This window comes from Arthrobacter sp. SAFR-023, assembly GCF_051965295.1.
Taxonomy (GTDB): Bacteria; Actinomycetota; Actinomycetes; order Actinomycetales; family Micrococcaceae; genus Arthrobacter.
Genome location: NZ_JBQCMF010000029.1, coordinates 1 through 26,446 on the forward strand (window position 1 = coordinate 1; position 26,446 = coordinate 26,446).

Consider the following 26,446-nt stretch of genomic DNA (forward strand, 5'->3'; position numbering starts at 1 on the left):
GCCTACCTGTTCCGGCGCCGCGACCTCACTCCGTGATACCGAACGCTTGGACAGGTGCTGCTCGCTGTGCGGCTGGTTCCGCAACGGGCCGACGTCGGCCCGGATGCAGGTCATCAGGGTGGAGCACTGATGGCTTGTGGTCATCCGTCCGTGTGGGTGTGGTCCGGCCCGGTGATTAACTGTTCGGGGTCCCACGGCGGTTCGACGGCCATGTCCACGCCGGTTCCGGACACGGACCTGGGTTCGACGCTCACACTCTCAGCAGGAGTGTGCGCCTGCCGGCTGATGCCGTCGCGGACGCTCTCGACGATGTCGTCGCCGAGCAGCGGTCCCATGTAGCTGATGCTGAGCTGCCCGTCTTTAGCTATGGTGTCGTAGTTCCCGAGGGCGTCGGACAGAATGCCCTCCCGGTCGACGGCGGCGGACACTGCGGCGGGGTCCGCCGTGGCAACGCTGAAACGCAGGTCATGGACCAGGACGGGCAAGACATAGAAGTTGTTCACGCCCAGCTGTTTCATGCCCTGTTCGGTGGCCGCGTGGACGATGGCCCGTCCGTCGTCGGGGGTTGCGGTGGCTGGCAGCGCCACAATCACTTCCGGCACCACTCGCTGGAGCACTTCGGGTTCGAGGACGTCCGGGGAGATGGACGTCAGGACTGTGCCCCGTGCCGCGGCGGCGGCGTCCAGCCGCTTGCGGATACCTGCGACGTCGCCGTCCAGTCCGGCGTGCACGGCGATGACCACACGCCGCCGGACCATGAGCCCGTCGTAGCTCACCACCGGCCGCCCGTTACCCAGGTCCTGGCCTTCCTCAGCCTGGGCGAGCACCGTATCTGCTTGGCCGGCGGCAGAAGAGGCTACAGCCGGGACCGGTGGCGCCACGGGGCCAGCCTGAACGACGCCGGTGCATCCGGCCAGGCCCAGCGCGAGCACAACGCCGGAAATCATGAGAAGCGGGTTTTTCATGTCAGGTCCCCGCCGGGTAGGCCAGCTTGTACTTCGAGGCGTAGTACCCCTCTGGCCGGGTTTCCAGTACGGGCTTGTCGGCGGTGATCGGGTCGTTGTTGCGCGGGTCTCCGACCGCGAACTGGATCATCATGTCATGGTCCTCGTGCACGAGATTGTGGCAGTGCACCATGTACCGGCCGCCCTCGTGCTCGCCGGTGTCGAACTGCATCAGGACCGTGACGGATTCGTTTTCGCCGGTATAGAACACGTCCTTGGCGCCGGTCTCCCAGGCGAAGGGCTTGCCGCCGTTGGTGTTCCGGGCGATGATCTTCCCGTCAATCAGGTGGATGTGCAGGGGGTGGAACCAGCCGCCGGACTCGTTGACGATGGTCCACTGTTCCACCTGGTCCCGCTGGGGGTTCCCGAAGGTCCGCATGAATCCGGATTTTTCGACGTCGTCCCAGGTCTCACCGTTGATGGTCCATTCCCCACCCTGGCGCTGGACACGCATGACCCGCTTGGCCACTGCCATGTCCGGAGTCAGGGACATCGGATCCAGCCCGCCCTTGGCCTTCCGGGGTGAACCGCCGTTATCCAGGGTCGACGGGATGGAGCTGAGCGTCCGGGACCCCGGCCGGGCGGGCGAATCGGCCACGACCTGGAACTTCATGACCTTGCCGGTGTTGGCGAAGTTCACGTTGTTCTTGTTGCTCAGATTCCGCAGCTCCACGCTCTGCCCCGGCTTGTACTTGCGGAAATCGATCAGCACCTCGTATCGTTCGGCCGTCCCCTGCCGCCAGGACGAGACGGCCTGGACCTTCGGCACCATGCCGCAGTCCGTGCCCACGACATAAAACGGGTCGCCGTTGGAGAGGGCGAAACGGTAGGAGCGGGTGATCGAGCCGACCAGAAACCGGAACCGGTAAATCCGCGGCTTGACCTTCATGGTGGGCCACGGCACCCCGTTGACCATGATGATGTCACCCCACAAGCCCGCGTGGCCGTTGTCGTTGTACCCCAGGGACCCGTCCGCATTAAACATGGCATCCGAGACCATGACCGGAACATCGAATTCGCCCTGCGGCAGCTGCGCCTGCTCGTACCGGTCCGTGAGCGCGTAGAACGCGGCGAGCCCGGAATACACGCCCTGGGCCGTGTACAGGTGGTTATGGTCGTGGTACCAAAGCGTCCGCCCGGTCTGCCAGTTCGGATAGTGGTAGTTCTTCACCTTGCCCGGGGCGGTGCGGTCATTGGCGTACCCGTCGTACTGCGGCAGAGAGGCCGAACCGTGCAGGTGCGTGACCGTATTGAAGGGCGCCGCGTCCAGCAGGCTCTTCGCGGGCAGCCGGTTGCTGATCCGTACCTCGGATCGGGTGCCCTGGGGAACCCTGATGGTCGGACCCGGAAAAATCCCGTTGTACCCGGCCAGGGTCGTCGACAACCCCGGGACGAAGTTCGCTCTCCCCAGCTTCTGCGTCAGCGAATACTTCGCGAAAGCCTGCCCGTCCGCGTCACGCCCGGTCGAATACGGAACCAGTTCCGGCGGCCGGACAAACGCCCGCGCGTACGGGACCGGCATGTTCTTCGCCGCCAACCGGCTCGGCGTACTGATCGACCCCGATGTCGAATCCTCGCCCCGGCCCTTCTTGGCCGGCATGCCGGCCAGTGCCGACCCGGCGTTCATCCCGCCAAGGGTGACAGCACCACCCACCAATCCCAGCCTCAACAAATCTCTTCGAGTTGCCATAGCTTCCTCCCCAATCTCCGTGTCCAAAATGAAGCGAGCCGGCCGCGTCCCCTTCGTGAGGCACGCATGATTCACTGCCTGTCTGCCCGGCCCGCGAAGCGGCCTGGAATCGCACCGCGCAATAATTGCTTTGGCGCAACGAAAACAGGATCGTTCGGGGTCCTTAAAAAAACCTTGGGCTCCCGCAGATCATTAACTTCCCGCCCACCAGAACAGGTGGGGTTAGGGACTCGTCACCGGGGACATAGGCGATATCCCGGTGGTCGCGTGCCGCATCCGGCCGGGGGACCATCCCCTGGCCGGGCTGCCTGCCACGCCCTTGGCTGTGGTTCAGCGTTGCCTGTGGTTGATACTGGGGCACATTCTCTTTGGTGCCGCAACGACTACGACGATGGCGTGCCGTGCGGTTAGGAGTGAACCATGAACGACCCCAGATGCAGCCAATAAGCACCTGCGGGGGAGGGGCGCCCGGAACTACCCACACATCCCCTTATTTCAGTCCCTGACCAGGGCCGCCTCCTACCCTTGCCCTTTCCTTTTGCGACACCGCCATGAGTTCGAATTCATGGAAGTTGGTGAAGCCGGCTAATGTGACGAGGAAGATCGCGAGGTCGAACAACGGGGTGGATGTCACGACGTCGGATCGTGCTTCTCCGATGGCTTCGTTACCTTCGGCAGTCTCCGGCGGCAGGTGTAAGAAGACTTAGGCCACAGCTAATCTACCGGCGATAGATCCTCTGTATCGTTCGGGCACCAGCGGAAGCGCCCCTGATTCCAGGGGCGGCCAGATGGAGTACCGCCAGGACCCCCGTCAGGACGAGAGCCCACAGCACACTGTGCTGAGTCCTCGTTGCCATCATGGGCCAGCTCTTCCGTCCCTTTTCGTTCTGCCACTTTCAGGCCCCCTCGCCGCCGCTGAACCTTCTCAACCTTGTTCTTTGCGCTTATATCCTCATTCAGCCGATACTGGACGGCATGGATGGGCCAGCAGAAGAGAAGCCATACGAGAAATCGGACCTGGACGCGGTACTGCGGGCCTCGAGGGTTTTCGTCGCCGTCGTGGCCCAGTCGATTGCCGACGTCGAGGACCTTGTCACCCCACCCCAGTGGCGTGTCCTGATTCTGATCGCGACGCGCGGTCCGCAGACCCTTGGGGCGGTGGCAGCAGATTTGGGAGTGCACCCTTCCAATGCCACGCGTACAGGAGACAGGCTTGAAGCCGCTGGGCTAGTCTGCAGGGAGGGAGACCCGGTGGACCGGCGTTCCCTCCGCCTCCGGCTCACGGGTGAGGGACGATCATTGGTTGAGCGCGTGATGTCTCACCGCAGGCACGCGCTCAATGACGTAGTGGAGCGCATGAAACCCGATGACCGCCGCATGCTGGAAACGGCGCTATCCGCGTTCGCCGAAGCAGCCGGTGAGATGCCGGATGAAGCGATGAGCGCGGCCCTCGGATTCGGTGACGGCCACTATAAGAGAGGGCCCTCCGCTGTCCATGCTCCAGCTCAATGAGCACATCATGGGAAGCTGCACTTCCGGTTACGGTTCTGTGCCTCGGTACCTGAGGTAATGCGCTCGAAGGTCTTCATCACTTGTTCGGCGTCCTTACCGATCATGTCGCGGTTGAGTACATCTGTCGGCTACCAGATGTGGAATCTCTCATCCAGTGGGAGTCGAGATCGAACGCCGATAACCGCCGTTTCGTCATGCTGGAATGCGTTGGACCTTCTGGCTGTTCGGTGCTCGATGGGCGAACTTCTGGTCATGCTCTCTTCTACTGTCTCGTCCATGAAATGGTCGAAGGAGGTGACAACGCCATGACGTTCACTGAATCGCAGGCCTAGGATTGCTCCGCGCACCGATGCCCGGTCAAGATTGTGCGTCAGATTCCAGCTGAGTCCGGGAACGTCGTCCCGGCGCGTGGAGCGACGGTCGTTGCTGGAGAGCGATTCTCCCGTCAGAAAGGACCGTGGCACGCGGCTGGGTCTGGCTCAAAATGGGCAAAAAGAAGGTGTGCACAATGTGCACACCTGGGGCTTCGGATTCGGTTGTACCGGCATCGGACTGGGCCGGACGGGGGATGTTTTCGGGGGAGTGGCGGAATTTCAGGGGGAGCGGCTGGTTCGAGTCCCACCTCGGGCACGTGTTTTCCCTGTTCAGGGGCTTTTTAGCCTCTGAGTGTGCACATTTTGTTCACTTATAGGCCCCTGCGGGGGCCTTTTTCATTGGTGGCTGCTGTGCCCGGGTGCCTCCTTGCCTTCCTGGATCGACGGGTTGTTGTTCGTTACCAGTTCATGGGCGTTTATGGCTCGGCCGACATGATCTGGGAAAAATTTGGTGCGGGTTTCTCTATCGCGTCGCTGCGTGTTCATCAGGTTCCTCCTTAGCGGCTATAGGTGGCTGATCTGCTTATCCATGGTGGGTGCGGGGGAGGACGACGTGACTTGCGCTTAAACGGTAGGGAATCGGTGGCGACGGACGCCCACAGGCTGTCCGATACTGCCCGACAAGACAGCGTTGCCTGCGTTGTAGCCCATGATGCTCACCGTCCTTCTTCCATGGATCGAGGGTTTCCGTCGTTACGTGTTCATGGTCGCCGTCGGAGTTGGCTGCATGACGGTGTGGATTCTTTGCCGCGGTGTCCCCGAAGCGAGGTGCTGCTGCCTGGCTGGTCTTTCATGGTTGTTCGTTGCCGGCCTGTTGGGTGACTGCATGACCGAATGATGAGCCGCCGAAGCACCTGAGCCGGCAGGAAGCCACAATCTGACAGCCCCTGTCGCCCGCCGACAGGGAACGAGCCAGACGTGTCAGGTAGCGATTCAAAAGGGACCTGATGTCCTGCAGCCAATGAGTAAACGCCCGGCTGGATGCTCCAGCCGGGCGTTTACATGGTTTTCATTTTTGGTTACCTGCCACCAGTTTTGTGGGCCCTCACGCCGACGGTGTCGAGACCAGGTTCTGTTCTTCGAGTTTGGTCTTGTTGCCCGTTCGTGTGCGTTCATCGGTTGGGCGGAAGGCCAGGGTGAGAAGTGCGGCAAGGCCGTAGCAGCCGGCGAAGAGCCAGACCATTCCTTCCTGTCCGAGTGAGCCGTAGAACAGTGCGACGAGCAGGGGCCCGACGGCGACTGAGGCGCCCATGCCGATGTTGTAGGCGGACATGACTGCGCCGGGGTGGCCTGGTTCAAGACCTGCTGTTAGTGCGGAGAGGGGCACGAACCCTGCAAGTGCGATGCCGAAGGCGATGCCGGCGAGGACCGCAAGAGGGTAGGAGCCGGTCCACGCGGGAAGGTAATACAGTGCGAGCAGGCTAACGCCGCTGAATACTGCACCGAACCATCGGACCGTGTTGCGCCAGCCGATCCGGTCTCCGAGCATTCCGAAAATCACATTGAAGGGGATGTTGGCGGCGTAGATGATCGTTGTGAGGAGCAACCAGCCGCTGAGGCCGAAGTTGAACCGGTCGGCAAACAGCACAGGGAAGAACACGAACGAGCCGTACTGCGGGGCAGTGTTCAGCATCCTGATGATTGATGCGCAGAGCACCTTCGGACGTGTGGCCATGAGCTTCAGCCCGAGACTGAGCGTGCCGAAGGCCTTATCGCCGGGGCGGACCAATGGGCGGCTTCCGGTCTTCTCGCGGAGACCGAGCAGGGCGATAAGCGAACCCGCGACCACGAGGCCCAGGGAGAGCCAGAGGGTGTTGAGAGGGCCGAGCACGGGGATTGATCCGTTTGCGATCAGTGCGCCAAGAGTGGGAAGGCCGGCTGTGAAGGAGACGTAGAACCAGCCGATTGCGGTGGCCAGGCGGGCGCGGTCGGCAACCGCTGCGATCCATACCAGGAAACCGAAGGCAAACAAGGGGTATCCGATTCCCCGGGCGGCGTAGGCGAGGAAGATGATGCTTTCGTTGTCCGCTGCCACGCCGAAGGCCAGGAAGATGACTTCGAAGACTATCCAGCCGGTGGCGCCGATCAGCATGACGCGTTTGGGGCCCCAGAGGTCCGAGAACGCGGCGGCGAGCCAGGATGAGACGGCGACGACGATTCCGTAGACGGTCACGAGGAGGCCCACCCGCTGGACGTCCATGCCGTTGTGGTCCTGGAGGAACGGGGTGAGGTAGTTCGACTCGACGCCGTCTCCGATCATGAACAGGAGGACGCCGACGTAGCCAAGGATCAGGGGTTTAGGGATGCCCAGGCGCTCCCAGAGAGGGTGCGCCGCTTTGGCGGCAGTGGAAACAGGCACGTTCTTTTTCCTTTGGGGTGGGGGCAGGCCGGACATGCGTGGCGAAGGGTCTCATGTGAGCACCCCAAGCTTGTTGTGGCCTTGGATGATTGCGTTTTGCGGTCAGTGGGGGACCGCGTCCAGTGCCTTATACACCGGGGCGAGGGTTTCGTAGAGGTGTTGGTAGACCTTCCACAGCTGCGCGTATTTTGCTTCGGCGGCTGGATCCGGACGTACGGTGCCACCTCGTCGGGACATGGCGGCTGCGGCTGCCGGCAGGTCGGCGTGGATTCCCACGGCCACTGCAGCGAACATGGCTGCGCCCAGCGCTGTCGTCTCCGGAGCCTTGCACAGGATGAGGTCTCTGCCCAGGACGTCGGCGACAATCTGGGCCCAGATAGGGCTTCTGGAACCGCCTCCGGTGACGAGGAGTTCGGTCGGTTTGTCAGCTACCGCGCGGGAGAGTCCTTCCACCTGCAGCTTCACCTCGAAGGCGACACCTTCGAGGATGGCCCTGTAGAAGTGGGCCTTGGTGTGGGTTCCCGTCCAGCCGATGACCGCCCCGCGGGCTGCGCTGTCCCAGTACGGGGTTTGGGCGCCATGCCAGTACGGAAGGGCGAGGAGCCCCTCGGCTCCCGGACCGATCTCGGTGAGGGCGGCTTCCAGATCAGCGATCTGTTCAGATGCCGGCGTGCCCGTCCCAAAGCCGTCCAGGAACCAATTGACCAGGTATGTTCCGGATGAAAGGAACGCTTCAAGGAGATACCCGTTGCCGCTTGCGGCTACGACAGTCCTGTAGTCGCGGTCCCACACGTAGTCCTCGGAGATGGTGCCGCACACCTCCGCGGTACCCATGTTCAGGTAGACGCTTCCCGGGGCGATGACACCGGCTCCGACGGCGGCGCATTGGCCGTCTCCTGCGGCCGCGATGACTGGGAGCCCTGCGGGCAGTCCAAGTTCAGCGGCGAGCTCATCGGTAACCAGGCCAATTGCAGCGCCTGGGTCGACGATCCGGGGCAGCTTTTCGATCGGCACGCCCACTGAGGCGCACAGCTCCCGGGACCAGGTCCCGAGCACCATGTCAAGCATGCCGGTGCAGTCGGCGCTGGCCCGGCTGGAGGCCCACTGCCCTGTCAGGCGCAGGTTCAGGTACGCGGAGACATCGCCGATCCTGTCTGCAGAGTCCAGGGTGACGGGTTCATGGCGGCGCAGCCAGGCCAGCTTGTAGAAGCTCGGGGTGGTGTCGGCCGGGCGACCGGAAATCGCGTGTACCCGGTCGTTGCCCAGATCGCGGACCTCGTTCTTTGCCCGGGAGTCCATCCAGACCATGGCCGGCCGGATCGGCTCTTCACCGCTGAGGCAGACGAAGGTCTCACGCTGGCAGGTAATGGCCAGCGCGCGGATCCTCGTGGAGCCCAGGAGAGCAGTCACAGCCTTGATGGCCTGTTCGGTGGCTTTCCACCATTCTTCGGCGGATTGCTCGTATTCGCCCGGTGCGGGGTTGCTGAGTGTGAGGTTGCCACGTCCTGTGGCGACCGTGTTGCCGTGCGCGTCAACTGCGACAGCCTTGCTGGCTGTCGTGGAGCAGTCAATCGCGATGACCACCTCGTGCTGTTCAGCGGTGGTTGGGGGGAGCATGGTGAAGCCTCGCCTTCGAATGCATGTCGCTCTCGCGAAAGTAGTGAGCTACATCATGACTCCAACAAACTTAACAAGTCAAGTGTTGTGTTTGTTATGTTTTTGGGGTTAGCTTGTTTCAACGAAATTCAACGAGGAGTTGAGATGGGACCTGATATTCCGAGCCGTCGCCGCGAGCAGATCGCCCTGTACGTGAGAGAGGCCGGCGCAGTACGCAACGAAGAACTGGCCGAACGGTTTGGCGTAAGCCTGATGACCATTCACCGCGACCTGGACGCCCTGTCCAATGAGGGGTGGCTGGAAAAGACCCGTGGCGGGGCCCGTGCCGGTGGCCTGCGTCTTCACGAGCGCAATGTGGCCCTGCGTTACCGCCAAAACACTGCGCAAAAACGTGCCATCGCCAGGGGCGTGATGTCCTACCTGCGTCCGGGCATGACGATCGCCATGGAGGACTCCACAACGACAGCTGCTTTGCTGCCGTATTTTGGCAGTCTTCACCCGATGACTCTCATCACGAACTTCTTGCCTGCCATCAACGCAGCAGCCGCTGATCCCGACATCGATCTCGTGTCCTTGGGCGGACAGTATGACCGGAACCTGGACTCGTTCGATGGCCCGGCGGTCATAGACCAGCTCGCCCTTCTGAACGCGGACGTGTCCATCCTCTCCGCTGCCTCGGTGCACAAGGGATGGCTGCTGCATCCCTCGCCCGATACGGCCCGGCGCAAGAAGATGCTTTCCGAAATCGGCGAGACCCGCATCCTCATGATCGATTCATCGAAGTTCGACCAGCGGGCGTCATACCGCGTCGGTTCCATCGACAACTTTGACGTCGTCGTCACCGACAGCGGCATCTCGGAAGCGCACCTCGAAGAACTTCGGCAGCTTTCCCCGGAAATTAACGTCGTCGACGTTCTCCCGGAGGACATCACGGCCCCGCCTTTGCTGGGGCTTCCCAACACCTATCCCGTCAGTCAGGAGAACTAACACCATGAACACCATGCGCGCGGCAATCTTCCGCGGCCCAGGGGAACTCGCGATCGAGGAAATCGAGCGCCCAACACCCGGTCCCGGCGAAATCTCGGTCAACGTCAAGGCCGCAGCCACCTGTGGAACAGACCTCAAGTCCTACCGCCGGGGCCACCCCAAGCTCTTCCCGGTCCTCCCGGCCCGCTTCGGCCATGAGTTCGCCGGTGTTGTGGAAGCCGTGGGCTCTGGCGTCGAAGGCTTTGAAGTCGGCCAGCGAGTCGTAGCCGCCAACACAGCACCGTGTGGGCGCTGCTGGGCATGCACGAAGCAGCGCCCCAGCCTGTGTGAGAACCTTGAGTTCCTCAACGGTGCCTTCGCTGAGCAGGTGGTCATTCCCGCAGCAATCGTGGCACGGAACACGTTCCACCTTCCCGACTCGGTAAGCTACGCCTCCGCTGCCCCCCTGGAGCCCCTCGCCACCGTCGTCCACGGCATGGCTGAAACCGGGATGCAGCTCGGAGACACGATCGTCGTCAACGGCTGCGGGCCCATCGGGCTCATGTTCATCCGGCTTTCCCGCTTGCGGGGAGCAAACGTGATCGCCACCGACCGTTCCGCTGTGCGCCTTCAGCAGGCCAAGGAAGCCGGGGCCGGCCAGGTCCTGGACCTCACAGATCTCGCCACCACGGCTGACCGTTCGGCTGCCGTCCGCGAGCTCACCGACGGCAAACGGGGAGTCGACGTCGCCATCGAGGCTGTCGGGCTTCCCGAAGTCTGGGAGCAGACAGTGGAATGCCTGCGCCCGGGCGGCACAGCCGTCCTGTTCGGCGGCCCGAAAGCCGGCTCCCGATTCTCCGTGGACGCCGTGGCGATGCACTACAGCGAGTACACACTCAAGGGCGTCTTCCACCACACACCTGAATACACCAAGGTCGCCCTTGACCTCCTCAGCTCCGGGGACCTGGACGGTGAAACGCTCATCTCCGAGACGCGCCCGCTCGAAGCCCTCGTCGATAGCCTCGAAGACATGGCCCAGGGTAAAGGCGCCAAGTACCTTCTCGACCCGGCGCTGACGGCATGAGCAACATCATGCTGGCCGAGGAGCGCCAATCCGTAGTAGACCTTGCCCAGCGCATGGTGCGCGACCGGCTCGTGGTCGGAACGTCGGGGAACATCTCCCGCCGGGTCGGGGACCACGTCCTGCTCACGCCCAGCGGAACCGACTACGACACCATGACCGCTGAAGACATTGTCGTGGTGAATTTGGAGGGCGACAGGGTTGACGGGCGCCTCAACCCCACTGTTGAAATGCCCCTGCACCTGATGTGCTACGCACGTCATGACGCGCAAGCGGTCGTCCACACCCACTCCACTGCGGCGACGGCCCTTTCACTGCTGCAAGACGAGGTCCCGCCGGTGCATTACCAGCTGGCGATGTTCGGAGGATCCGTTGCGGTGGCCCCCTACGCGACCTACGGCACCGAGGCCCTCGTGAACAACGTGTCCAACGCACTGAGCGAAAGCAAGGGTGCCGTCATGAAGCACCACGGGACCATCTGCATCGGGGAGAACCTCCAGAAGGCCTACGACCGTGCCCGCCAGCTCGAATGGTTGTGCGACGTCTGGCTCAGAGCCCGGAGCGTCGGGGAACCGGCACTCCTCCCAGCAGATGAGATGGAGCGGGTCACAGCCGGCTTCCTCAACTACGGCAAGCAACCCACCGCCACCCAGGCCTAGCACAACGAACTCCCGCTGGGGCAGGCCGCAACGGCATGCCCCAGCGGAGAGCACGCTCCACGAGCACCCTCTCCCTTCAACGAGTGGGCCCATCCGGGCCCCTCCATCCGGACCACGCCGGAAATCACTGTGAACTGATCAGCTCCGGACGATGGCGCCTGGAGCGGAAAGAACCAAGATGACCAGCCCAACGACGAGTCACAGGTCAGATGAGGCCCCCGAGGCAGGCCTGAGCAGCCCCATAAGCCTCGAATGCCTCAACATCAAGAAGTCCTTCGGCGGAGTACCCGTGCTGAAGGACGTGTCCCTGCAGCTCCTTCCCGGAACCATCACCGCCCTTGCCGGCGAAAACGGCGCCGGCAAATCAACACTGATGAAAATCGCATCGGGACAGTACCGCCCTGACGCCGGAAGAGTCCTCGTCCAGGGACACGACCTTCCCGCCGGCAACGCCCAGGCCTCCCACAGGCTGGGCGTGAGCATCGTTCCCCAGGAGCTGGCATCCGTCATGGATCTCAGCGTCTACGAAAACATCTTCATCGGTCGTGAGATCAGGGGTCCCTTGGGTCTCCAGCGCAAGAAGATGATCGACGAGGCCCGAAAGAACCTGGAAGTGTTCGGCCTGGACATCGATCCGGCCACCAGGATGGGCAGCCTGCCGGTAGGCATCCGCCAGATCATCGAGATCATCAAGGCCACCAACACCGGCGCCAGGGCCATCCTGCTGGACGAACCCTCCAGCGCCATCGCTGAACGGGAAGTCGAACGACTGATCTCAGTAATGCGCCACCTGCGCGACCGCGGAGTGGCACTGCTCTTCACCACCCACAAAATGGAGGAAATCCGCGCGGTGGCCGACCGCGTAATCGTCCTCCGCGACGGCGGCCTCGTCCTTGACAAGCCCCTGGCCGAGCTCAGCGACGACGACATCGTCACGGCCATGATCGGCCGCGAACTCGAAGACCTGTTCCCCGAACGCAACACCCCGGCTGAGGAAACCGTGCTTGAAGTTGACGGCCTGTACGTCGATGGAGCAGGCGGTCCTGTGTCGGTTTCAGTCCGGCGCGGCGAAATCGTCGGCCTGGCAGGGCTCGTTGGAGCAGGACGGACCGAACTGCTCGAAACCATCTTCGGCATGCGCCGCACAATGGGCGGGGAAGTCCGGGTCCTGGGCAAGTCCGTCAAAAAGCACTCTCCCTCGGCTGCGATTGATGCAAGAATCGCCATCGTTCCCGAAGACCGGAAAGGATCCGGGGCCATCCTGTCCATGGACGTCCTGGACAACGGAAGCCTGCCCCGGCTATCCCACTACTCCACAGCGGGGTTCCTGAAGCAGGGCGCCCGACGCGCCGCAGTACAAAAGGCAACCGAATCCGTGCGACTGCGCAGCCGGGGCCTGGGCCAGCCAATGGAAACCCTCTCCGGCGGCAACCAACAAAAAGTCGTCCTGGCACGCTGGCTAACCGGCCCAGTGGACGTCCTGCTCCTGGACGAACCCACCAGAGGAGTCGACGTCGGAGCCCGCAGCGAGATCTACCGCATCATCGTCGAACTCGCCTCCCAGGGCATGGCCGTCCTGATGGCCTCCAGCGACATGCCCGAAGTGCTCAGCCTGTCCCACCGCGCCCTCGTCATGCGGGGCGGGGAAGTAGCCGGCGAACTCAGCAGTGAAGACCTTGACCGATCCGACGTGCAGGAAAAGATTTTCCGGCTCGCCAGCGGCCTGACCCAGTAATCCCAAGGAAAACAACGATGTCGACCACCACTACAACTCCAGCCCCAGCAAATCCAACCACCCGGCGCTTCTCGCGTGAATGGTTCCAAAACCTAGCCATCCGCTACGCGATGGTCGTCGTCATGCTGCTCGTGATCGCCTTTTTCCTCTACCGCAGTGCGCGGTTCGGCACGGTCGATAACGTCACAACGATCCTCATCGCGGCAGCCCCGTTCGCCCTCATCGCCCTCGGACAGACGCTCGTCATCCTCACCGGCGGCATCGATCTGTCCGTCGGCAGCGTCATCGCCGTCAGCGCCATGTCCGGCGCCCTGTTCGCCAAGTCCTTCCCGGACCAGGTCTGGCTCTCAGTCCTCGTCGCTGTACTCGTCGGGCTGATAGCCGGCAGTATCAACGGTGCAGTCATCTCACTGATCAACGTACCGCCCTTCATCGCCACACTGGGCATGCTGACCCTGGCCTCCGGCCTGGCCTTCGTCGTCGGTAACGGCGCCCCCATCAACGGGCTTCCCACAGCCTTCGGACAGATCGCCAACACCCAGATCCTGGGCCTGACCATTCCCGTTCTGCTCATGATCCTGGGCATCGTTGGCTTCGGGCTGATGATGCGCCGCACCACCTACGGGCTGAGAATCTACGCCGTGGGCGGCAACAGGCTCGCCTCCGAGATCGCCGGCGTAAAAACCGGGCGCGTTCTCTTCAGCGTCTACGCCATCAGCGGCGCCCTGGCCGGGCTGTCAGGCATCATGCTCTCATCCCGCGTCATCAGCGGCTCACCGACCCTGGGCCAGGGCTACGAACTGGACGCCATCGCCGCCGTCGTCATCGGCGGGGCAAGCCTGATGGGCGGACGCGGCACGATCTGGGGCACAGTCCTGGGCCTCCTGCTCATCCAGACCCTGAACAACGGCCTGGACATCCTCACCGTCCCCGCTTACTGGCAGGACGTCATCAAGGGCGTGCTCATCGTCACCGCCGTCGCGATCGACGTATGGGCCAGCAAACGCCGAACCTGACCACACCGCGACACCCCACCACCCACAGGCAATCCATAAGGAGAAACCAATCAATGAAGATTAGCCAGCTCATTCGCCGCGGAACTGCCGTGGCCGCCACCGGAGCCCTCGCCCTGACCCTGGGAGCATGCGGCGCCGGTGACCCCAGCGCACAGAACGCCAGCGCGGGAGGCAAAAAACCAGTCAAGGTCGGTGTCAGCGTCTACAACATGTCCTCCTTCATTACCGCAGGAAAGGAAGGCATCGACCGGTACGCGAAAGAAAACAACATCGAAGTCCTCTGGAACTCAGCAAACAACGACGTCAGCACCCAGGCAAGCCAGATCGACCAGTACGTCAGTGCCAAGGTCGACGCCATCCTGATCGTCCCCGTCCAGCAGGACTCGCTCCAGCCACAGGTTGCTGCGGCAAAAGCCGCGAATATTCCGATCCTGGACGTCAACGCCAGCCTCAACAACAAGGACCTCTCAGGCAGCGTACAGCCCGACGATGTCGCAGCCGGCGCCCAGGAAGCCGAGATGATGATGAAGAAACTCGGCAACAAAGGCAAAGTCGTCATCCTCGAAGGACCCCTCGGGCAGTCCGCGCAGATTGACCGCTACTCGGGCATCCAATCCGTGCTTAAAAAGAACCCGGACGTCCAGGTGCTCGCCAAGGACACCGCCAACTGGAGCCGCGAAGAAGCCGTCAACAAGATGAAGAACTGGATCTCGGCCTTCGGAAAAGAAATCGACGGGGTAATCGCCGAGAACGACGACATGGGCCTCGGTGCTCTCCAGGCCCTCCGCGAGGCCGGCATCACCAACGTCCCCATCGTCGGCATAGACGGCATCCAGGACGGGCTCAACGCTGTCAAGAACGGCGACTTCATCGGTACTTCCCTCCAAAACGGCACAGTCGAACTGGCCGCAGGAGTCGCTGTCGCAGCCAAAATTGCCCGCGGCGAGGAAGTCAATAAAAACGGCACCTACAAGATGGCTGCCATCACCAAAGACAATGTCGACGCCGCCCTTGACCATGTGGTCAACAAGCGCGAAGACTTCCTGAACGAACTGCCCAACCTCATCGAAAAGAATCTGGAGACTGGCAACCTCGCATACGAGGGCTTGCCCGGCCAGAAGCAGTAAACAACGCTCCACGGGGCTCCATCTCCTCTTTTTCCTCACTCTCTGCAGTTAGCTCCCACAGGTTTCGTTCGTAACCTATGGGAGCTAACGCGGTTGCGCAGCCTGGCAACCGCAGCAAACAAGCATCCCCCACCTATTTTGAAGCGCCGATAACCGTAATTCCCTAATGCTCGGCAGCTGCTGCCGGGTCACCCCGTACTTCTCACGCAAACGCTCGGTGGCCTCGCCCAAGGAGATGGTCCACTCCTTGGGCATCGGCCCGCTCCCGACAGCACCGGCGAGCCTTCAGCCGACACAGTCCGTCAGGTATTAGCCCTGCCAGGGTGCCAAGGGATCTATTATCTTCGCGGGAAAGACGACAAGTCACTCTCACTCACCCTTTGGGACGACGAGGACGCACTGACCGCCAGCCGTCCGGCGGCGGACCGTATCCGTGAGGAAACGACTGCGGAACAACACATGGAAATCCTCGGGGTGGATGAATTTGAAGTGCTGACCCACCAGCTCAGGGAGTAGCATTCAGCGCACTGTCCCTGGCGCCGTTCAATGTCGATGAGTGCGTTCCACCCCAGTGCCGCCGCGAGCGACGGGAGAGCGGATTTGTGAATGCCCTCCCGGGGAAATGATGATGAACGACGGCTAGAGTCAAGTGGGTTCCCCGCGGGCTTGCAAGAGCTACGCAGCATTTCAGTCCACTCGATAAGCACTGGCCAAGCCGAAGTGACGATGCCCGCTCGGCCAAAAGCCGCCGCAGCCGCGAAACAGGAGGGAATCATGCCACACTCTCACGCCGACGAAGGACGAGGGTCCGGTGATCAACAGCCCGTACTTGCCGCAAGTGTCGTCCTGCTTCGGGACTCGCGGGTTGGACCGGAGGTCTTTGTCCAGCACCGTGTGTCGACCATGGATTTCGCCGCCGGCATGGTCGTGTTTCCCGGCGGCCGCGTTGACGACGCTGACTCCTCAGGTTGGACGTTCGGCGATGAACTCCTGGAGGCACACGCGGTGGCATGGAGCGGGACCAGCGTCTCGAACGATGCGGGGAGGGCCAGACATAATGCGGCGAGGGTGCTCGCTGCCGCCGTGCGCGAACTTGCTGAGGAGTGCGGCATCTCCATAAGGCCGGACGCACTCATGCCATGGGCCAACTGGGTTACGCCCGAAGGACAGCCCAAACGTTTCGACACCTACTTTTTTGTCACGGCAGTGGGGCCCGGCGTCGAACCACGCCATCAAACAACCGAGGCATGGCAGTCTCACTGGCTGCCCGTGCGCCGCATCCTCCAAGATGAGGCCGCCGGTACGATCAGGCTCCTACCCCCAACACTGACAATCCTGGACGAGCTCATTGAACTAGGCACAACAGCCGCCATCCGCCAAACAATGAGGGTGATCGAAAGCGTGCGTCCTCGTCCGGGTGACACGGAAGAATATTTCCGCTTGCGCCGCCAGGGCCAGAAGTGGGACATACGCACACCGCGGCCAGCGCAGAGCTGAAACTGGCATCAGAATCCCGGTCCACTCGAAAACTGTGGGTAGGCAAGGGGCCGGGAGGAATCGTCCACGTGAACAGCGACAGCGGTTGCTCGCTCACGATCGCTGCTCCGGGTGGTGGCCGGAGGCGAGGTCGTAGGAGTCCTGCACCAGGTTCTCGATGAACCGCTTCGTCACGCCGCGGCCGGGTCCGACAGAGATCCAGTGCTGTTTGTCGAGGTAGTGCCCGGGGGTGATCGAATCGTGGTCGCGGCGGAGCGCGTCGCCGTGGTCCGGGTCGACCTTGACGGTGATGATCTGCTGTCCCGGGTCATCCTCGGTGACGATGAGGAACACCTTGTCGCGCACCTTCCACACGTCCAGGTGCGGTGTGAACGGCCGGCCATTGCTGACGTCCTCGAGCGCGGCCGCGGTGTCGCGGGCGGTCTGTTGCAACCGCTCACCGGAGAGGGTCATCGGTCGGTCCTGCCAAACACAGCGGGGTCCACGGGACGCTTAGCCCGGGCAGGTTCTCGACGACGAGCAGGTACGACTCGGTGACCAGGTCATCCACGAGGGTCTTCTGCAGGGTTCCGCCGGGGTGCAGCGTGATCCAGTGCTGCTTGTTCATGTGGTAGCCGGGGGTGATGTCCTCGTGCTCCTCGCGGAGTGCTTTCCCGTCTTCCGGGTCTGCTTTGACGATCACGATGGGTTGGCCGGTGACCTCGGTCATCAGCATGAAGACCTTGTCCCGCACCTTGAACACATCCCAGTCGGGTCCGAACGGGTGCTCGAGCCCGGCGCCCGGCAGTTCCTCGACGCGGTCCCTGGCGTGCTGTTGCAGCGTGTCACCCTGCACGTGTCCTCCCTCGTCGCGTTGCCCTAAGTCGAAGTCCATACAACTGTACGCACTTGGCCTGGCAGAGGAGGGACCGGTGCGGAAAGGCAAGCGAATGATCCGGAGCGCCGTGCGCGGATCCTGCGCGCAACGCTCGAAATCATCGGCGTAGAAGGGGTGCACGCCGCCTCGTACCGGCGCATCGCCGCGAAAGCTGGAGTGCCGCTCGGGTCGGCGACGTACTACTTCTCGGACCTGCCGGCCCTGATCGTCAGCGCGTTCGAGACGCTGCGGGATGGTCTGGAACCCCGATACGCGGCCCCACTACGTGCCGCCCGGGACGGCACCGAAGCAGTTGAGGCGCTCGTTGCGGCTACGTGCGGCACGACGAGCCCGACCCTGGATGACATCCGTCTGTACGAGGCGATGCGCCACTACGGCGCACGAAGCTCTCAGGTGGCGGCCCTCCTCCGCGACTTCCAGGAAGAATCCCTCGTGATCCTCCGCCGCTCCTTCTCCGACGGCTCCGCCCGAGCCGTCGACGAGCTCATGTGGGGCTGGTGGAGCTACCGCCTCTTCCACGAACACCTGTCGCTCGACCAGATCATGGTCCGCCGCGCGTACCAAGCCCTCGTCGACCTCGCCGCCACCGAACCCGAAGCAGCCCAGGAGATCCGCTGTGTCTGACACCATGCACAGGATAGACTCACGCACTCTTCTAGCGAACGCCGATAATGGAGACTTCGTTAACCACCGGGTCAGTCGGCGATAGGGGACCCGACTTTGGTGCATCCAGCCAAGGGCCCTTCCTTCGTCCGGTAGTAGTGTGATTTGAACTCTTCGTGGGTGTTGTGCCATTCCGGAACTGCTTCTTCTTGAAGTGGGTGCAGGCGGGGTGGACTATTGGCTATGGCTAGCCGCCGGTTTTCTGATTTTCGCACAAGGAGAGGTTGGCCCTCAGGGTTGGTTACAGCTGCCGCGCAGAACTTCTGTGGGTCGGACCCTTCGGCGTGGAGGACTATGTGTGCGCGGCGAGGCAGTCCGCGTCACTACTTTGCTTGGGCCTCGTGTCCCCCCAGCCGGGGGATCATCGGCCGTTTCTGAGGCGAAGCGACCTGTATTGCGAAGATGAATGGCGGTGGTGCAGGCATGTCACGTGTTTTCCTGAGTCATTCCAGCCGGGATACCAGCCAGGCCGTCGCATTGAAGCGATGGCTAGTGGAGCAAGACCCGGGTCTGGCCGAGGAGATTTTCCTGGATCTTGATCCGGTGACAGGTATCGCCCCCGGTGAGCGGTGGAAGGAGGCCCTGCTCCGGGCAAACGAGCGTTGCGAGGCCGTCATCTGTTTGCTCTCTGCTAACTGGGCGGCTTCCCGCGAGTGTCTTGCCGAGTACCGGACCGCGGAGAACCTGGGCAAGCTGATCTTGTGCGTCCGGCTCGAGCCCTTGGAAGAGAATGCAATCACCGGCGAGTGGCAGCGCTGCGATCTATTCGGTGATGGGCCTGCAACAGAGATCGCCATCGACGGCACAGGCGGTCCGGTCCGCTTTCTCACGGAGGGCCTGCAGCGGCTGCGTCTGGGTTTGCACCGGGCTGGAATCGGGGCGGAGCTTTTTCCGTGGCCACCGCAACAGGATCCGGAGCGTGCACCTTACAGGGGGTGGGAGCCGCTGGAGGAAGCTGACGCCGCGGTGTTTTTCGGAAGAGACGGGCAGATCGTCCGGGGTCTGGATGCGCTGCGCACGATGCGCGGTTCAGGAGTCGAGTCGCTGTTCGTGATCCTGGGTCCCTCCGGCGCGGGCAAGTCTTCCTTCCTCCGTGCCGGTCTGCTGCCGCGGCTCCGGCGGGACGATCGGCAGTTCGTAGTGCTGAACGCCGTGCGCCCGGAGCGCAACCCGCTTATCGGGGATAGGGGGCTCGCCTGTTCGGTCCATGCCTTGCGCAGTGGTCTGGGTTTGCGTGCCCCCGCCTTGGGAGAAATAAAGGACGCCTGCACCGAGGCGGACATGGAACGGTTGCGGGTGTGGATGACGGAAGCGCGGCACGCAGCCGCTGGACGGCTGCTGGGAGTACCCCCCGGGTCGCCCCTGCCGACACTGGTTTTGCCGCTTGATCAGGCCGAGGAACTCTTCAACGCCGATGCCGGTCCTGAGGCGGCCAAGTTCCTGAACGTATTCGCCGGGCTGCTAGAACACGACGACGGGACCGTGCCGGCGGTGATTGCCGTAGGCACAATCCGTGCAGATTTCTACGAAGCGATGCAGATTGCCCCGGAGCTGGCGGGGTTGAAGAGTGTTGTCTTCGATGAGCTCAAACCAATGCCGATCGCCCGGTTCAGGGAAGTCATCCTGGGTCCCGCGGCTCGTGCCACGGCGTCAGGAAGGCCGCTGGAGATCGAGCCGGCTCTGGTCGACCGGTTGCTGGCAGAAAGTGGCCACGGAGCAGACAGTCTGCCGTTGCTCGCTCTGACCTTGGCACGCCTTTACCGAGATTATGGCGACGACGGGGATCTGATGCTCGCCGAATATGAGCGAATGGGCGGCATGCGCCGTGTCGTGCAGAACGAGGTCGACAGTTTGCTGGCTGCCGCCCGTGACCAGCGGCAGGTTCAGCTGGCACTGCTGCGCTCGGCGTTTATCCCGTGGTTGGCGACCATCAACCCGGACAATGACCAGCCAGTGCGCCGGATCGCACGCCTCTCGGATCTGCCCGAAGGAACCCGTCATTTGATCGACGCTATGGTGGGGAAGCGTCTGCTGGTCCGGGATAACCGCGGGGGAGAGACCTTGATCGAGGTGGCGCTTGAGAGCCTCCTGCGTCAGTGGGAGGACTTGGCTGGCTGGCTGGCAGAGGAGCGTGAGGACCTCAAGGCGGCCGACGCTCTGGAACGGGCCGCCGCGGCTTGGGAACACAGCGGCCGCAATGACGCCTGGCTGCTGGAAGGCGCACGGCTGGCGGGAGCCGAGGAGCTGGCCGCCAAACCCGGCTTCAGGGATCGGCTCGACTCCGTCCGCGAATTCCTTCACACCTCCAGGCAGCGGGACGAGAGCCGAGCCGAGGCAGAAAAACAGCAGCGGGAAGCCGCACTTCGAGCCGCCCGGGAAAGGCAGGATGCAGCAGAAACTCATGCAATGGTGCTGCGGCGACGCTCGCGTGTGCTCAAAGCGGTCGTGGCGGCGGCACTCGCTATCGCAGTCGTTGCCGTTGCTGGTTTCCTGCAGGCCTCCATTGCCCAGCGCCAGGCCAACGAACGTACCCGCGAAGCTACCGCCCTCCGACTTGTGTCGGAGGCGCAGTCTATGGTCACCGGCGGTCGTCCCGGCGGCGATGTGCGGGCCATAAAGCAAATACTTGCTGCTCATGCCATAGCACCTACGGCAGAAGGGGCAAACAGTCTGGTGGGTGCCGTGGTCGCGGAGAAGAATCTGGAAAGGATCATGGAAACAATTGACATTGTCGATAAATTGGCGGTGAGTCCCGACGGGCGGCGCATCGTCTATGGAAGTGTCGATGGCGCGGTACACCTGGTGGACACTGCCACCGGCATGCCCGTCGGTGGCCCGAGGGTCGGACACAAGGACGAGGTACGGAGTCTCGCCTTCAGCCCAGACGGACGGTTGATCGCCTCCGGCGGCCCCGATGGCAAAATACGCCGGTGGGACGGAGTCACCGGAGAACCGGCCGGCGTCCCGCTGACGGCGCACACCGATGGCGTGACGGCCTTGGCGTTCAGCCCCGACGGCAGGATGATCGCCTCGGGAGGCGTCTACGGCACTCTCCGTAGGTGGAATGCCAAGACCGGCGAACCGATCGGCGCCCCGATCATAACCAAAGGCTGGACCATTTCGGTGATAGCGTTCACCCCCGATAGCCGCACGATCCTGTCCAGTGGCGACACCGTGCGCCAGTGGGACGCCGACACCGGCCAGCCAATCGACGGTTGGACTCCAAGGCAGCTGGGTACCACGCCAAACGTGGCGTTCAGCCCGGACCGCAGGATGATCGTCGCCGGTGGCATGAATGGCACGGTACGCCGCTGGGATGTCAGCACCGGCAAAGCAATTGGCGGACCGACAGGACACGTCGGGTTGGTGAGGACCCTTGCTTTCAGCCCTGATGGCCGGATGATCGCCTCAAGCGGTGACGACGGCACCGTGCGCCGCTGGGACGCCGTAACCGGCCGCCCAATCGGCGAACCCATGACCGGGCACAACGGGCCCACGTCCAGCTTGACGTTCAGCCCCGACGGGCGATGGATCATCGCCGGAGGGAATGACGGCATGCGCTGGTGGGATGCTGTCACCGACCCGGCCTCCGCTGCATCCACCATCAAACTCGAGCCTGGAAGTAGGGTAGCGTTCAGCTCTGACGGCCGTATGCTGGCCTCCGCCAGTGCCGACGGTGCAGTGCGCCGATGGGACGCCCGCACTGGCGCACCGATCGGCAAACCGATTTCCTCAAACGAGGAGTTTTTCAACGATGTGGTGTTCAGTCCCGACGGCCGGATGATCGCCACCAGCAGTGGAGTGGTCGCCGCCGACGGTGTGAACGGTATTGTGCGGCGGTGGGACGCCCGCACCGGAAATCAGGTCAGCGGCCCGATGGTGGTGCCTAAGGGGGACGTGACCGGTTTGGTGTTCAGCCCCGACAGCCGGATGCTCGCCAGCGGCAGCGCTGACGGTGCTGTCCGGCGGTGGGACGCCGACACCGGCGACCCACTCGGAGAGCCGATGACCGGACACCAAAAATCTGTATGGAGTCTGGCCTTCAGCCCGGATGGCCAGACCATCGTCTCCGGCAGCGACGATGGGACGGTGCGCCGATGGGACGCGCACACCGGCAACCTGATCGGCGCGCCGCTACGGTTGGACTCCAAGGCAGCTGGGTACCACGCCAAACGTGGCGTTCAGCCCGGACCGCAGGATGATCGTCGCCGGTGGCATGAATGGCACGGTACGCCGCTGGGATGTCAGCACCGGCAAAGCAATTGGCGGACCGACAGGACACGTCGGGTTGGTGAGGACCCTTGCTTTCAGCCCTGATGGCCGGATGATCGCCTCAAGCGGTGACGACGGCACCGTGCGCCGCTGGGACGCCGTAACCGGCCGCCCAATCGGCGAACCCATGACCGGGCACAACGGGCCCACGTCCAGCTTGACGTTCAGCCCCGACGGGCGATGGATCATCGCCGGAGGGAATGACGGCATGCGCTGGTGGGATGCTGTCACCGACCCGGCCTCCGCTGCATCCACCATCAAACTCGAGCCTGGAAGTAGGGTAGCGTTCAGCTCTGACGGCCGTATGCTGGCCTCCGCCAGTGCCGACGGTGCAGTGCGCCGATGGGACGCCCGCACTGGCGCACCGATCGGCAAACCGATTTCCTCAAACGAGGAGTTTTTCAACGATGTGGTGTTCAGTCCCGACGGCCGGATGATCGCCACCAGCAGTGGAGTGGTCGCCGCCGACGGTGTGAACGGTATTGTGCGGCGGTGGGACGCCCGCACCGGAAATCAGGTCAGCGGCCCGATGGTGGTGCCTAAGGGGGACGTGACCGGTTTGGTGTTCAGCCCCGACAGCCGGATGCTCGCCAGCGGCAGCGCTGACGGTGCTGTCCGGCGGTGGGACGCCGACACCGGCGACCCACTCGGAGAGCCGATGACCGGACACCAAAAATCTGTATGGAGTCTGGCCTTCAGCCCGGATGGCCAGACCATCGTCTCCGGCAGCGACGATGGGACGGTGCGCCGATGGGACGCGCACACCGGCAACCTGATCGGCGCGCCGCTGACCGGACACCAGGAATGGGGGGTAAGCAGTCTCGCATTCAGCCCCGACGGACGGATAATAGCCGCCGGTGGCGGCGACGGTACCGTGCGCCGGTGGGACGCCGCTACCGGCACGTCGATAGGCGACCCGATCACCGCACATCACGACGGAGTAAGTGTGGTGGTGTTCAACCCCGACGGTCGGCAATTGGTGACCGCAGGCGGGGACGACACTGTGCGGTGGTGGGACGCAGGTACGGGCGGGGCCATCGGATTCCCGATTTCAGTCACCGGGCTACAGAGCGTCTTTACTAGAGTATTTTTCAGCCCAGATGGTCAATTTATGACCCTCGTCAATTATGACTCAGTGATACAGCGATGGCCTGCCCCCGAGGCTTGGCCTGGAAACTTATGTGCCAAACTCACCCGAAACATCAGCCACGAAAAATGGCGCGACTGGGTCTCACCCGACATTGAGTACATGGAGATCTGTCCAGGCCTACCTATCCCCGCCACGAACAGCCCCGCTCCAACCACTGCGGGGACCACCCCACTTGAGACGGGTCCCTAGATCGCTCGACCAGGCACCTCGCCACGCGTAAAAGGGTTTAGCCCCTCCCCGCCAATCACGTCGCTGCAAAACATTCGAGGGCTATTCCCTGAAGTTTTTGATCCGCTCGTGGGAAAGGACGACCATCACCGCTCTTCGACGACTACACAGAGTGTCCGATGGTTAGCTGCTCGGATTGCAACGGACGCAGCCCTCAAACTGTCAACAGAACCTGCCGTAGGCTTTCATCGTGGTTCAGGCCCTCGGCGACGAAGTCCGTGCTGGCGTACGCGATCCGATACACCGTCTCCCGGCTGATGCCGTAGTCGCTGGCGAGGACGGATTTCGGGGCGCCGCTAGCCGCCCGCTCGACCAGCTCCGTCGCCCGTTCCGGAGTGAGGGTTTTCTTCCGCCTTGTCACAGTGTCAGCACAGGGAACGACGAGGGCCGTCAGGCAGAGTGGCCGGAGGAAATACCTAATCGTCTGCGTTGAGTGAGGCCGGCCGTTACGTCTGGTTCCGGGTTGCTGCGCCGATCCTGTCGGGACGACAGCCGCGGTCAGGGCGAGTGTGGCCGCCGGTATCCGGCAGCCACACCCGAGGACCTGGGTTGGCGGGAGGATTATTTGAGCATCCACTCGTCGGTGGTGTAGTCCTGTCGTCCATCCGCCGGAGTGAAATCTGTATGGACCCAGACGCGCAGGTAAGTGCGGCCGTAGTACTGGTAGGGCTTGACCCACACGCTCTTGGTCGCCCAGCTGTGCTTGTAGGTGGCGCTCTCCCATCCGCCTTTCTCGGCGTAGGTCCGCCGGCTCCCCCAATCGCAGTCGGTCGGATGGCACTTTCCGAACACGCGTATCGTGCCCGCGGGATAGACACAATGGCCACTGGTATCGCACAGAGCTTGATCCGCGCAGCCCCAGTCGAGGACTACTTTGGTGACTGATCGTGTGTTCGGGTCGGTATTCTTCCAGGTTCCGGTCGCGGGGCTGGAGCCGCTACACAGCGCATGCGCGGGTGCTGCCGTGAGTGTGCTGCCGACAAAAACGAAGGCGACCGCAGCAAGCATTACGGCAATCAGGGTGGCAGTGGCGGACCGGCCGGCCCGTTGCCGCAAGGTGTTCATCAACATTGGAGGTCTCCTGGTATGGGCGTGTGGTGTGACAGGCCGTGCACCCGTTTTCGCGGATCGGATGCCCTTAACCGGCAGTTCCATGCTCCCTGCGGCGGAGGATGAGGCGCTTCCGTGCCAGCACGGTTTCTTGAACTCTAAAGAGGCCCACAGGAAAGGACTTCGCCATCAAGTTGCGGTCGGCCTGATTCCAGCCGCAGGGGTAAGGCGTTGCGTAGCGTCCGCAGGTACACAACATCGTGTGAACACGGCTCAAGGGCATCGAGTATGGAAGCCAGATCCGTAACGGACAAGGAGAATAGGGGTATGCCGGAACGATTTGGATGGGTGCCCAACCTCGCGCGGGGCGATTGGCTTCGCCCGATGGAAAGTGCGCCGTTTGGCAGCATCCTGTCGATTGTTCCCCGCGGTTTTGGGGCGTACGCGCGCGTGTTCCATCCTGTCGAGCGCGACCGCCCGCGTGGCACGAAGACGTGGCAGGGCGTCGAGGAGACGACTTACTTCGACCGTGTCGGAGACATCGGGGCATCGCTCGAGACGGAGCGCACCACCTGGGCGAAGGCTGCGGCATCGTTCGGCATGACCATGCACGCAGAGGCGCAGTACGCACGGCTCGTGCGGCGCGACTACGGCGATGCCGGCGGAGCGATCGCGGCAGACGGCTGGCGCTACGGCGACACGTCCGAGGGCTGTTTTGACGCCGCGTCGCTCACGGCGGCATCCATCGTTCTTGCCCGTCACACCGCGACTCCGGATGCCGGCACCGCCGCGATCTGGGAGGGGTGGGGCGGTCTGGTGAATTCGGCAGGGGTTGCGCACTTCGTGTTCGAACCGGGCGGAGGACCGACCGCCCGCTCCACCGACGGGTCTGCCGTGCACATCGCTGATCCGTCACTTCGCGAGCGGTTTGCTGGTGCCGCGCGGCACGGGATCGGCGGAGCACGTTCGATGATCAAGACTCTTCCGGGGCTTTCCCGCAACAAGCCGGAACCGGGCTCCGGGCTGCTCGCCCGTGAGGTCGCAGCCGGGCCGCGGTTTGAACTGCATCGGGGCACCGGGCGGCGTTATGTTCTGTTCGAGGCGGGGACGAATGACTTCGCGGATGCTGCCTGGCCTGGCCGGGCGCCCTGGATCAATGAGGTCATGTGGGCACAGTCGCCCAGCATCCTGTGGCCAGACGATCACTCGTGGGTGCTCGCCACCGAGATCGACTTCGACTCGACGCTCGTTGCGGGCACGACGGCGCTCATCCGCGAACTCATGCAGACGCCAGGCCTGGAGGTGCTGCCAATCCGCACCGACGCCGACCTGACCTGGAACGGCGACGCACTCAATCGCCCCGAGTGACCTCGTAGCCCGAGGCGCTGCGCAAGACATCGCCTGTGCCCGAGCACCCGCCCAACCCCGGCCGAACATAGGGCTTATAGCCACTTCTGATCCCGGGGGACTGTCCGATTTTCGGTGGATCCATGGTTGGCATTTAGTTGATTCTTCCGTCGAAGCTGATGGCGAATGCATTCAGGGCCGGCTTCCATCGTGTGGCCCATC

The 26,446-nt window shown here is 63.1% G+C and carries 20 protein-coding genes and 1 pseudogene; 12 read left to right on the forward strand and 9 right to left on the reverse strand.

The window, feature by feature from the left end; all coding sequences use genetic code 11:
- Nucleotides 1-140 precede the first annotated feature (140 nt).
- Complete coding sequence (locus ACTHQX_RS20995; RefSeq protein WP_236808162.1) at nucleotides 141-965, reverse strand: hypothetical protein; 825 nt, start codon at nucleotides 963-965, stop codon at nucleotides 141-143.
- 1 nt (nucleotide 966) lies between these two features.
- Nucleotides 967-2,631, reverse strand: a complete 1,665-nt coding sequence (locus ACTHQX_RS21000) for a multicopper oxidase family protein (RefSeq protein ID WP_236808163.1) — start codon at nucleotides 2,629-2,631, stop codon at nucleotides 967-969.
- Between the two features lie 1,038 nt (nucleotides 2,632-3,669).
- Here ACTHQX_RS21000 and ACTHQX_RS21005 point away from each other — a divergent pair.
- Complete coding sequence (locus ACTHQX_RS21005) at nucleotides 3,670-4,206, forward strand: MarR family winged helix-turn-helix transcriptional regulator (protein ID WP_236808164.1); 537 nt, start codon at nucleotides 3,670-3,672, stop codon at nucleotides 4,204-4,206.
- A gap of 710 nt (nucleotides 4,207-4,916) precedes the next feature.
- Here ACTHQX_RS21005 and ACTHQX_RS21010 read toward each other — a convergent pair.
- From ACTHQX_RS21010 to ACTHQX_RS21020, 3 genes are all read right to left on the reverse strand, one after another.
- On the reverse strand, nucleotides 4,917-5,066 hold the full coding sequence (locus ACTHQX_RS21010; protein ID WP_236808165.1) for a hypothetical protein: 150 nt from the start codon (nucleotides 5,064-5,066) through the stop codon (nucleotides 4,917-4,919).
- Nucleotides 5,067-5,625: 559 nt separating this feature from the next.
- A complete protein-coding gene (locus tag ACTHQX_RS21015; protein WP_236808166.1) occupies nucleotides 5,626-6,939 on the reverse strand; it encodes an MFS transporter in 1,314 nt (437 codons plus the stop codon).
- A gap of 102 nt (nucleotides 6,940-7,041) precedes the next feature.
- Nucleotides 7,042-8,556 carry a xylulokinase gene (locus ACTHQX_RS21020; RefSeq protein ID WP_236808167.1) on the reverse strand — a complete coding sequence of 505 codons (1,515 nt, stop codon included), beginning with the start codon at nucleotides 8,554-8,556 and terminating at the stop codon, nucleotides 7,042-7,044.
- Between the two features lie 144 nt (nucleotides 8,557-8,700).
- On the opposite strand from ACTHQX_RS21020, the gene ACTHQX_RS21025 reads away from it, so the two are divergent.
- The 7 genes from ACTHQX_RS21025 to ACTHQX_RS21055 all read left to right on the forward strand — a co-directional run bounded on the left by ACTHQX_RS21025 (nucleotide 8,701) and on the right by ACTHQX_RS21055 (nucleotide 16,637).
- Nucleotides 8,701-9,543, forward strand: coding sequence for a DeoR/GlpR family DNA-binding transcription regulator (locus ACTHQX_RS21025; RefSeq protein WP_236808168.1), 843 nt, complete (start codon nucleotides 8,701-8,703; stop codon nucleotides 9,541-9,543).
- Between the two features lie 4 nt (nucleotides 9,544-9,547).
- A complete protein-coding gene (locus tag ACTHQX_RS21030; RefSeq protein WP_236808169.1) occupies nucleotides 9,548-10,606 on the forward strand; it encodes a zinc-dependent alcohol dehydrogenase in 1,059 nt (352 codons plus the stop codon).
- Entirely contained in the window at nucleotides 10,603-11,262 is a 660-nt protein-coding gene (locus ACTHQX_RS21035; RefSeq protein ID WP_236808170.1) for a class II aldolase/adducin family protein, read from the forward strand. The genes ACTHQX_RS21030 and ACTHQX_RS21035 overlap by 4 nt, the downstream gene beginning before the upstream one ends.
- Nucleotides 11,263-11,440: 178 nt before the next feature.
- Entirely contained in the window at nucleotides 11,441-12,997 is a 1,557-nt protein-coding gene (locus ACTHQX_RS21040; RefSeq protein WP_236808171.1) for a sugar ABC transporter ATP-binding protein, read from the forward strand.
- 17 nt (nucleotides 12,998-13,014) lie between these two features.
- Nucleotides 13,015-14,013, forward strand: a complete 999-nt coding sequence (locus ACTHQX_RS21045) for an ABC transporter permease (protein ID WP_236808173.1) — start codon at nucleotides 13,015-13,017, stop codon at nucleotides 14,011-14,013.
- Nucleotides 14,014-14,066: 53 nt separating this feature from the next.
- Nucleotides 14,067-15,140, forward strand: coding sequence for a substrate-binding domain-containing protein (locus ACTHQX_RS21050; protein ID WP_272912818.1), 1,074 nt, complete (start codon nucleotides 14,067-14,069; stop codon nucleotides 15,138-15,140).
- A 774-nt stretch (nucleotides 15,141-15,914) separates the two neighbouring features.
- Complete coding sequence (locus tag ACTHQX_RS21055) at nucleotides 15,915-16,637, forward strand: NUDIX hydrolase (protein ID WP_236808176.1); 723 nt, start codon at nucleotides 15,915-15,917, stop codon at nucleotides 16,635-16,637.
- Nucleotides 16,638-16,730: 93 nt separating this feature from the next.
- Here the strand turns inward: ACTHQX_RS21055 and ACTHQX_RS21060 are convergent, their stop codons facing one another.
- Both ACTHQX_RS21060 and ACTHQX_RS21065 read right to left on the reverse strand, forming a co-directional pair.
- The gene (locus tag ACTHQX_RS21060) at nucleotides 16,731-17,090 is read right to left on the reverse strand and encodes an MmcQ/YjbR family DNA-binding protein (RefSeq protein ID WP_236808196.1); all 360 of its coding nucleotides are present in this window, start codon (nucleotides 17,088-17,090) and stop codon (nucleotides 16,731-16,733) included.
- Complete coding sequence (locus ACTHQX_RS21065) at nucleotides 17,074-17,511, reverse strand: MmcQ/YjbR family DNA-binding protein (protein WP_440159193.1); 438 nt, start codon at nucleotides 17,509-17,511, stop codon at nucleotides 17,074-17,076. Before ACTHQX_RS21065 ends, ACTHQX_RS21060 begins: the two co-directional genes overlap by 17 nt.
- Nucleotides 17,512-17,592: 81 nt before the next feature.
- On the opposite strand from ACTHQX_RS21065, the gene ACTHQX_RS21070 reads away from it, so the two are divergent.
- The 3 genes from ACTHQX_RS21070 (at nucleotide 17,593) to ACTHQX_RS21080 (ending at nucleotide 23,788) form a co-directional block, all read left to right on the forward strand.
- Nucleotides 17,593-18,138 (forward strand): TetR/AcrR family transcriptional regulator, encoded by a 546-nt coding sequence (locus ACTHQX_RS21070; RefSeq protein ID WP_440174665.1) that lies wholly within the window; start codon nucleotides 17,593-17,595, stop codon nucleotides 18,136-18,138.
- 462 nt (nucleotides 18,139-18,600) lie between these two features.
- Complete coding sequence (locus ACTHQX_RS21075) at nucleotides 18,601-22,494, forward strand: nSTAND1 domain-containing NTPase (RefSeq protein ID WP_440159192.1); 3,894 nt, start codon at nucleotides 18,601-18,603, stop codon at nucleotides 22,492-22,494.
- Entirely contained in the window at nucleotides 22,376-23,788 is a 1,413-nt protein-coding gene (locus tag ACTHQX_RS21080) for a WD40 repeat domain-containing protein (RefSeq protein WP_440159191.1), read from the forward strand. Before ACTHQX_RS21075 ends, ACTHQX_RS21080 begins: the two co-directional genes overlap by 119 nt.
- Nucleotides 23,789-23,981: 193 nt before the next feature.
- Here ACTHQX_RS21080 and ACTHQX_RS21085 read toward each other — a convergent pair.
- Nucleotides 23,982-24,179: pseudogene (locus ACTHQX_RS21085) on the reverse strand (helix-turn-helix domain-containing protein); the annotation flags it as partial.
- 209 nt (nucleotides 24,180-24,388) lie between these two features.
- Nucleotides 24,389-24,898, reverse strand: a complete 510-nt coding sequence (locus ACTHQX_RS21090; RefSeq protein WP_236808208.1) for a hypothetical protein — start codon at nucleotides 24,896-24,898, stop codon at nucleotides 24,389-24,391.
- A 306-nt stretch (nucleotides 24,899-25,204) separates the two neighbouring features.
- On the opposite strand from ACTHQX_RS21090, the gene ACTHQX_RS21095 reads away from it, so the two are divergent.
- Entirely contained in the window at nucleotides 25,205-26,245 is a 1,041-nt protein-coding gene (locus ACTHQX_RS21095) for a hypothetical protein (RefSeq protein WP_440159190.1), read from the forward strand.
- Nucleotides 26,246-26,446: the final 201 nt, after the last annotated feature.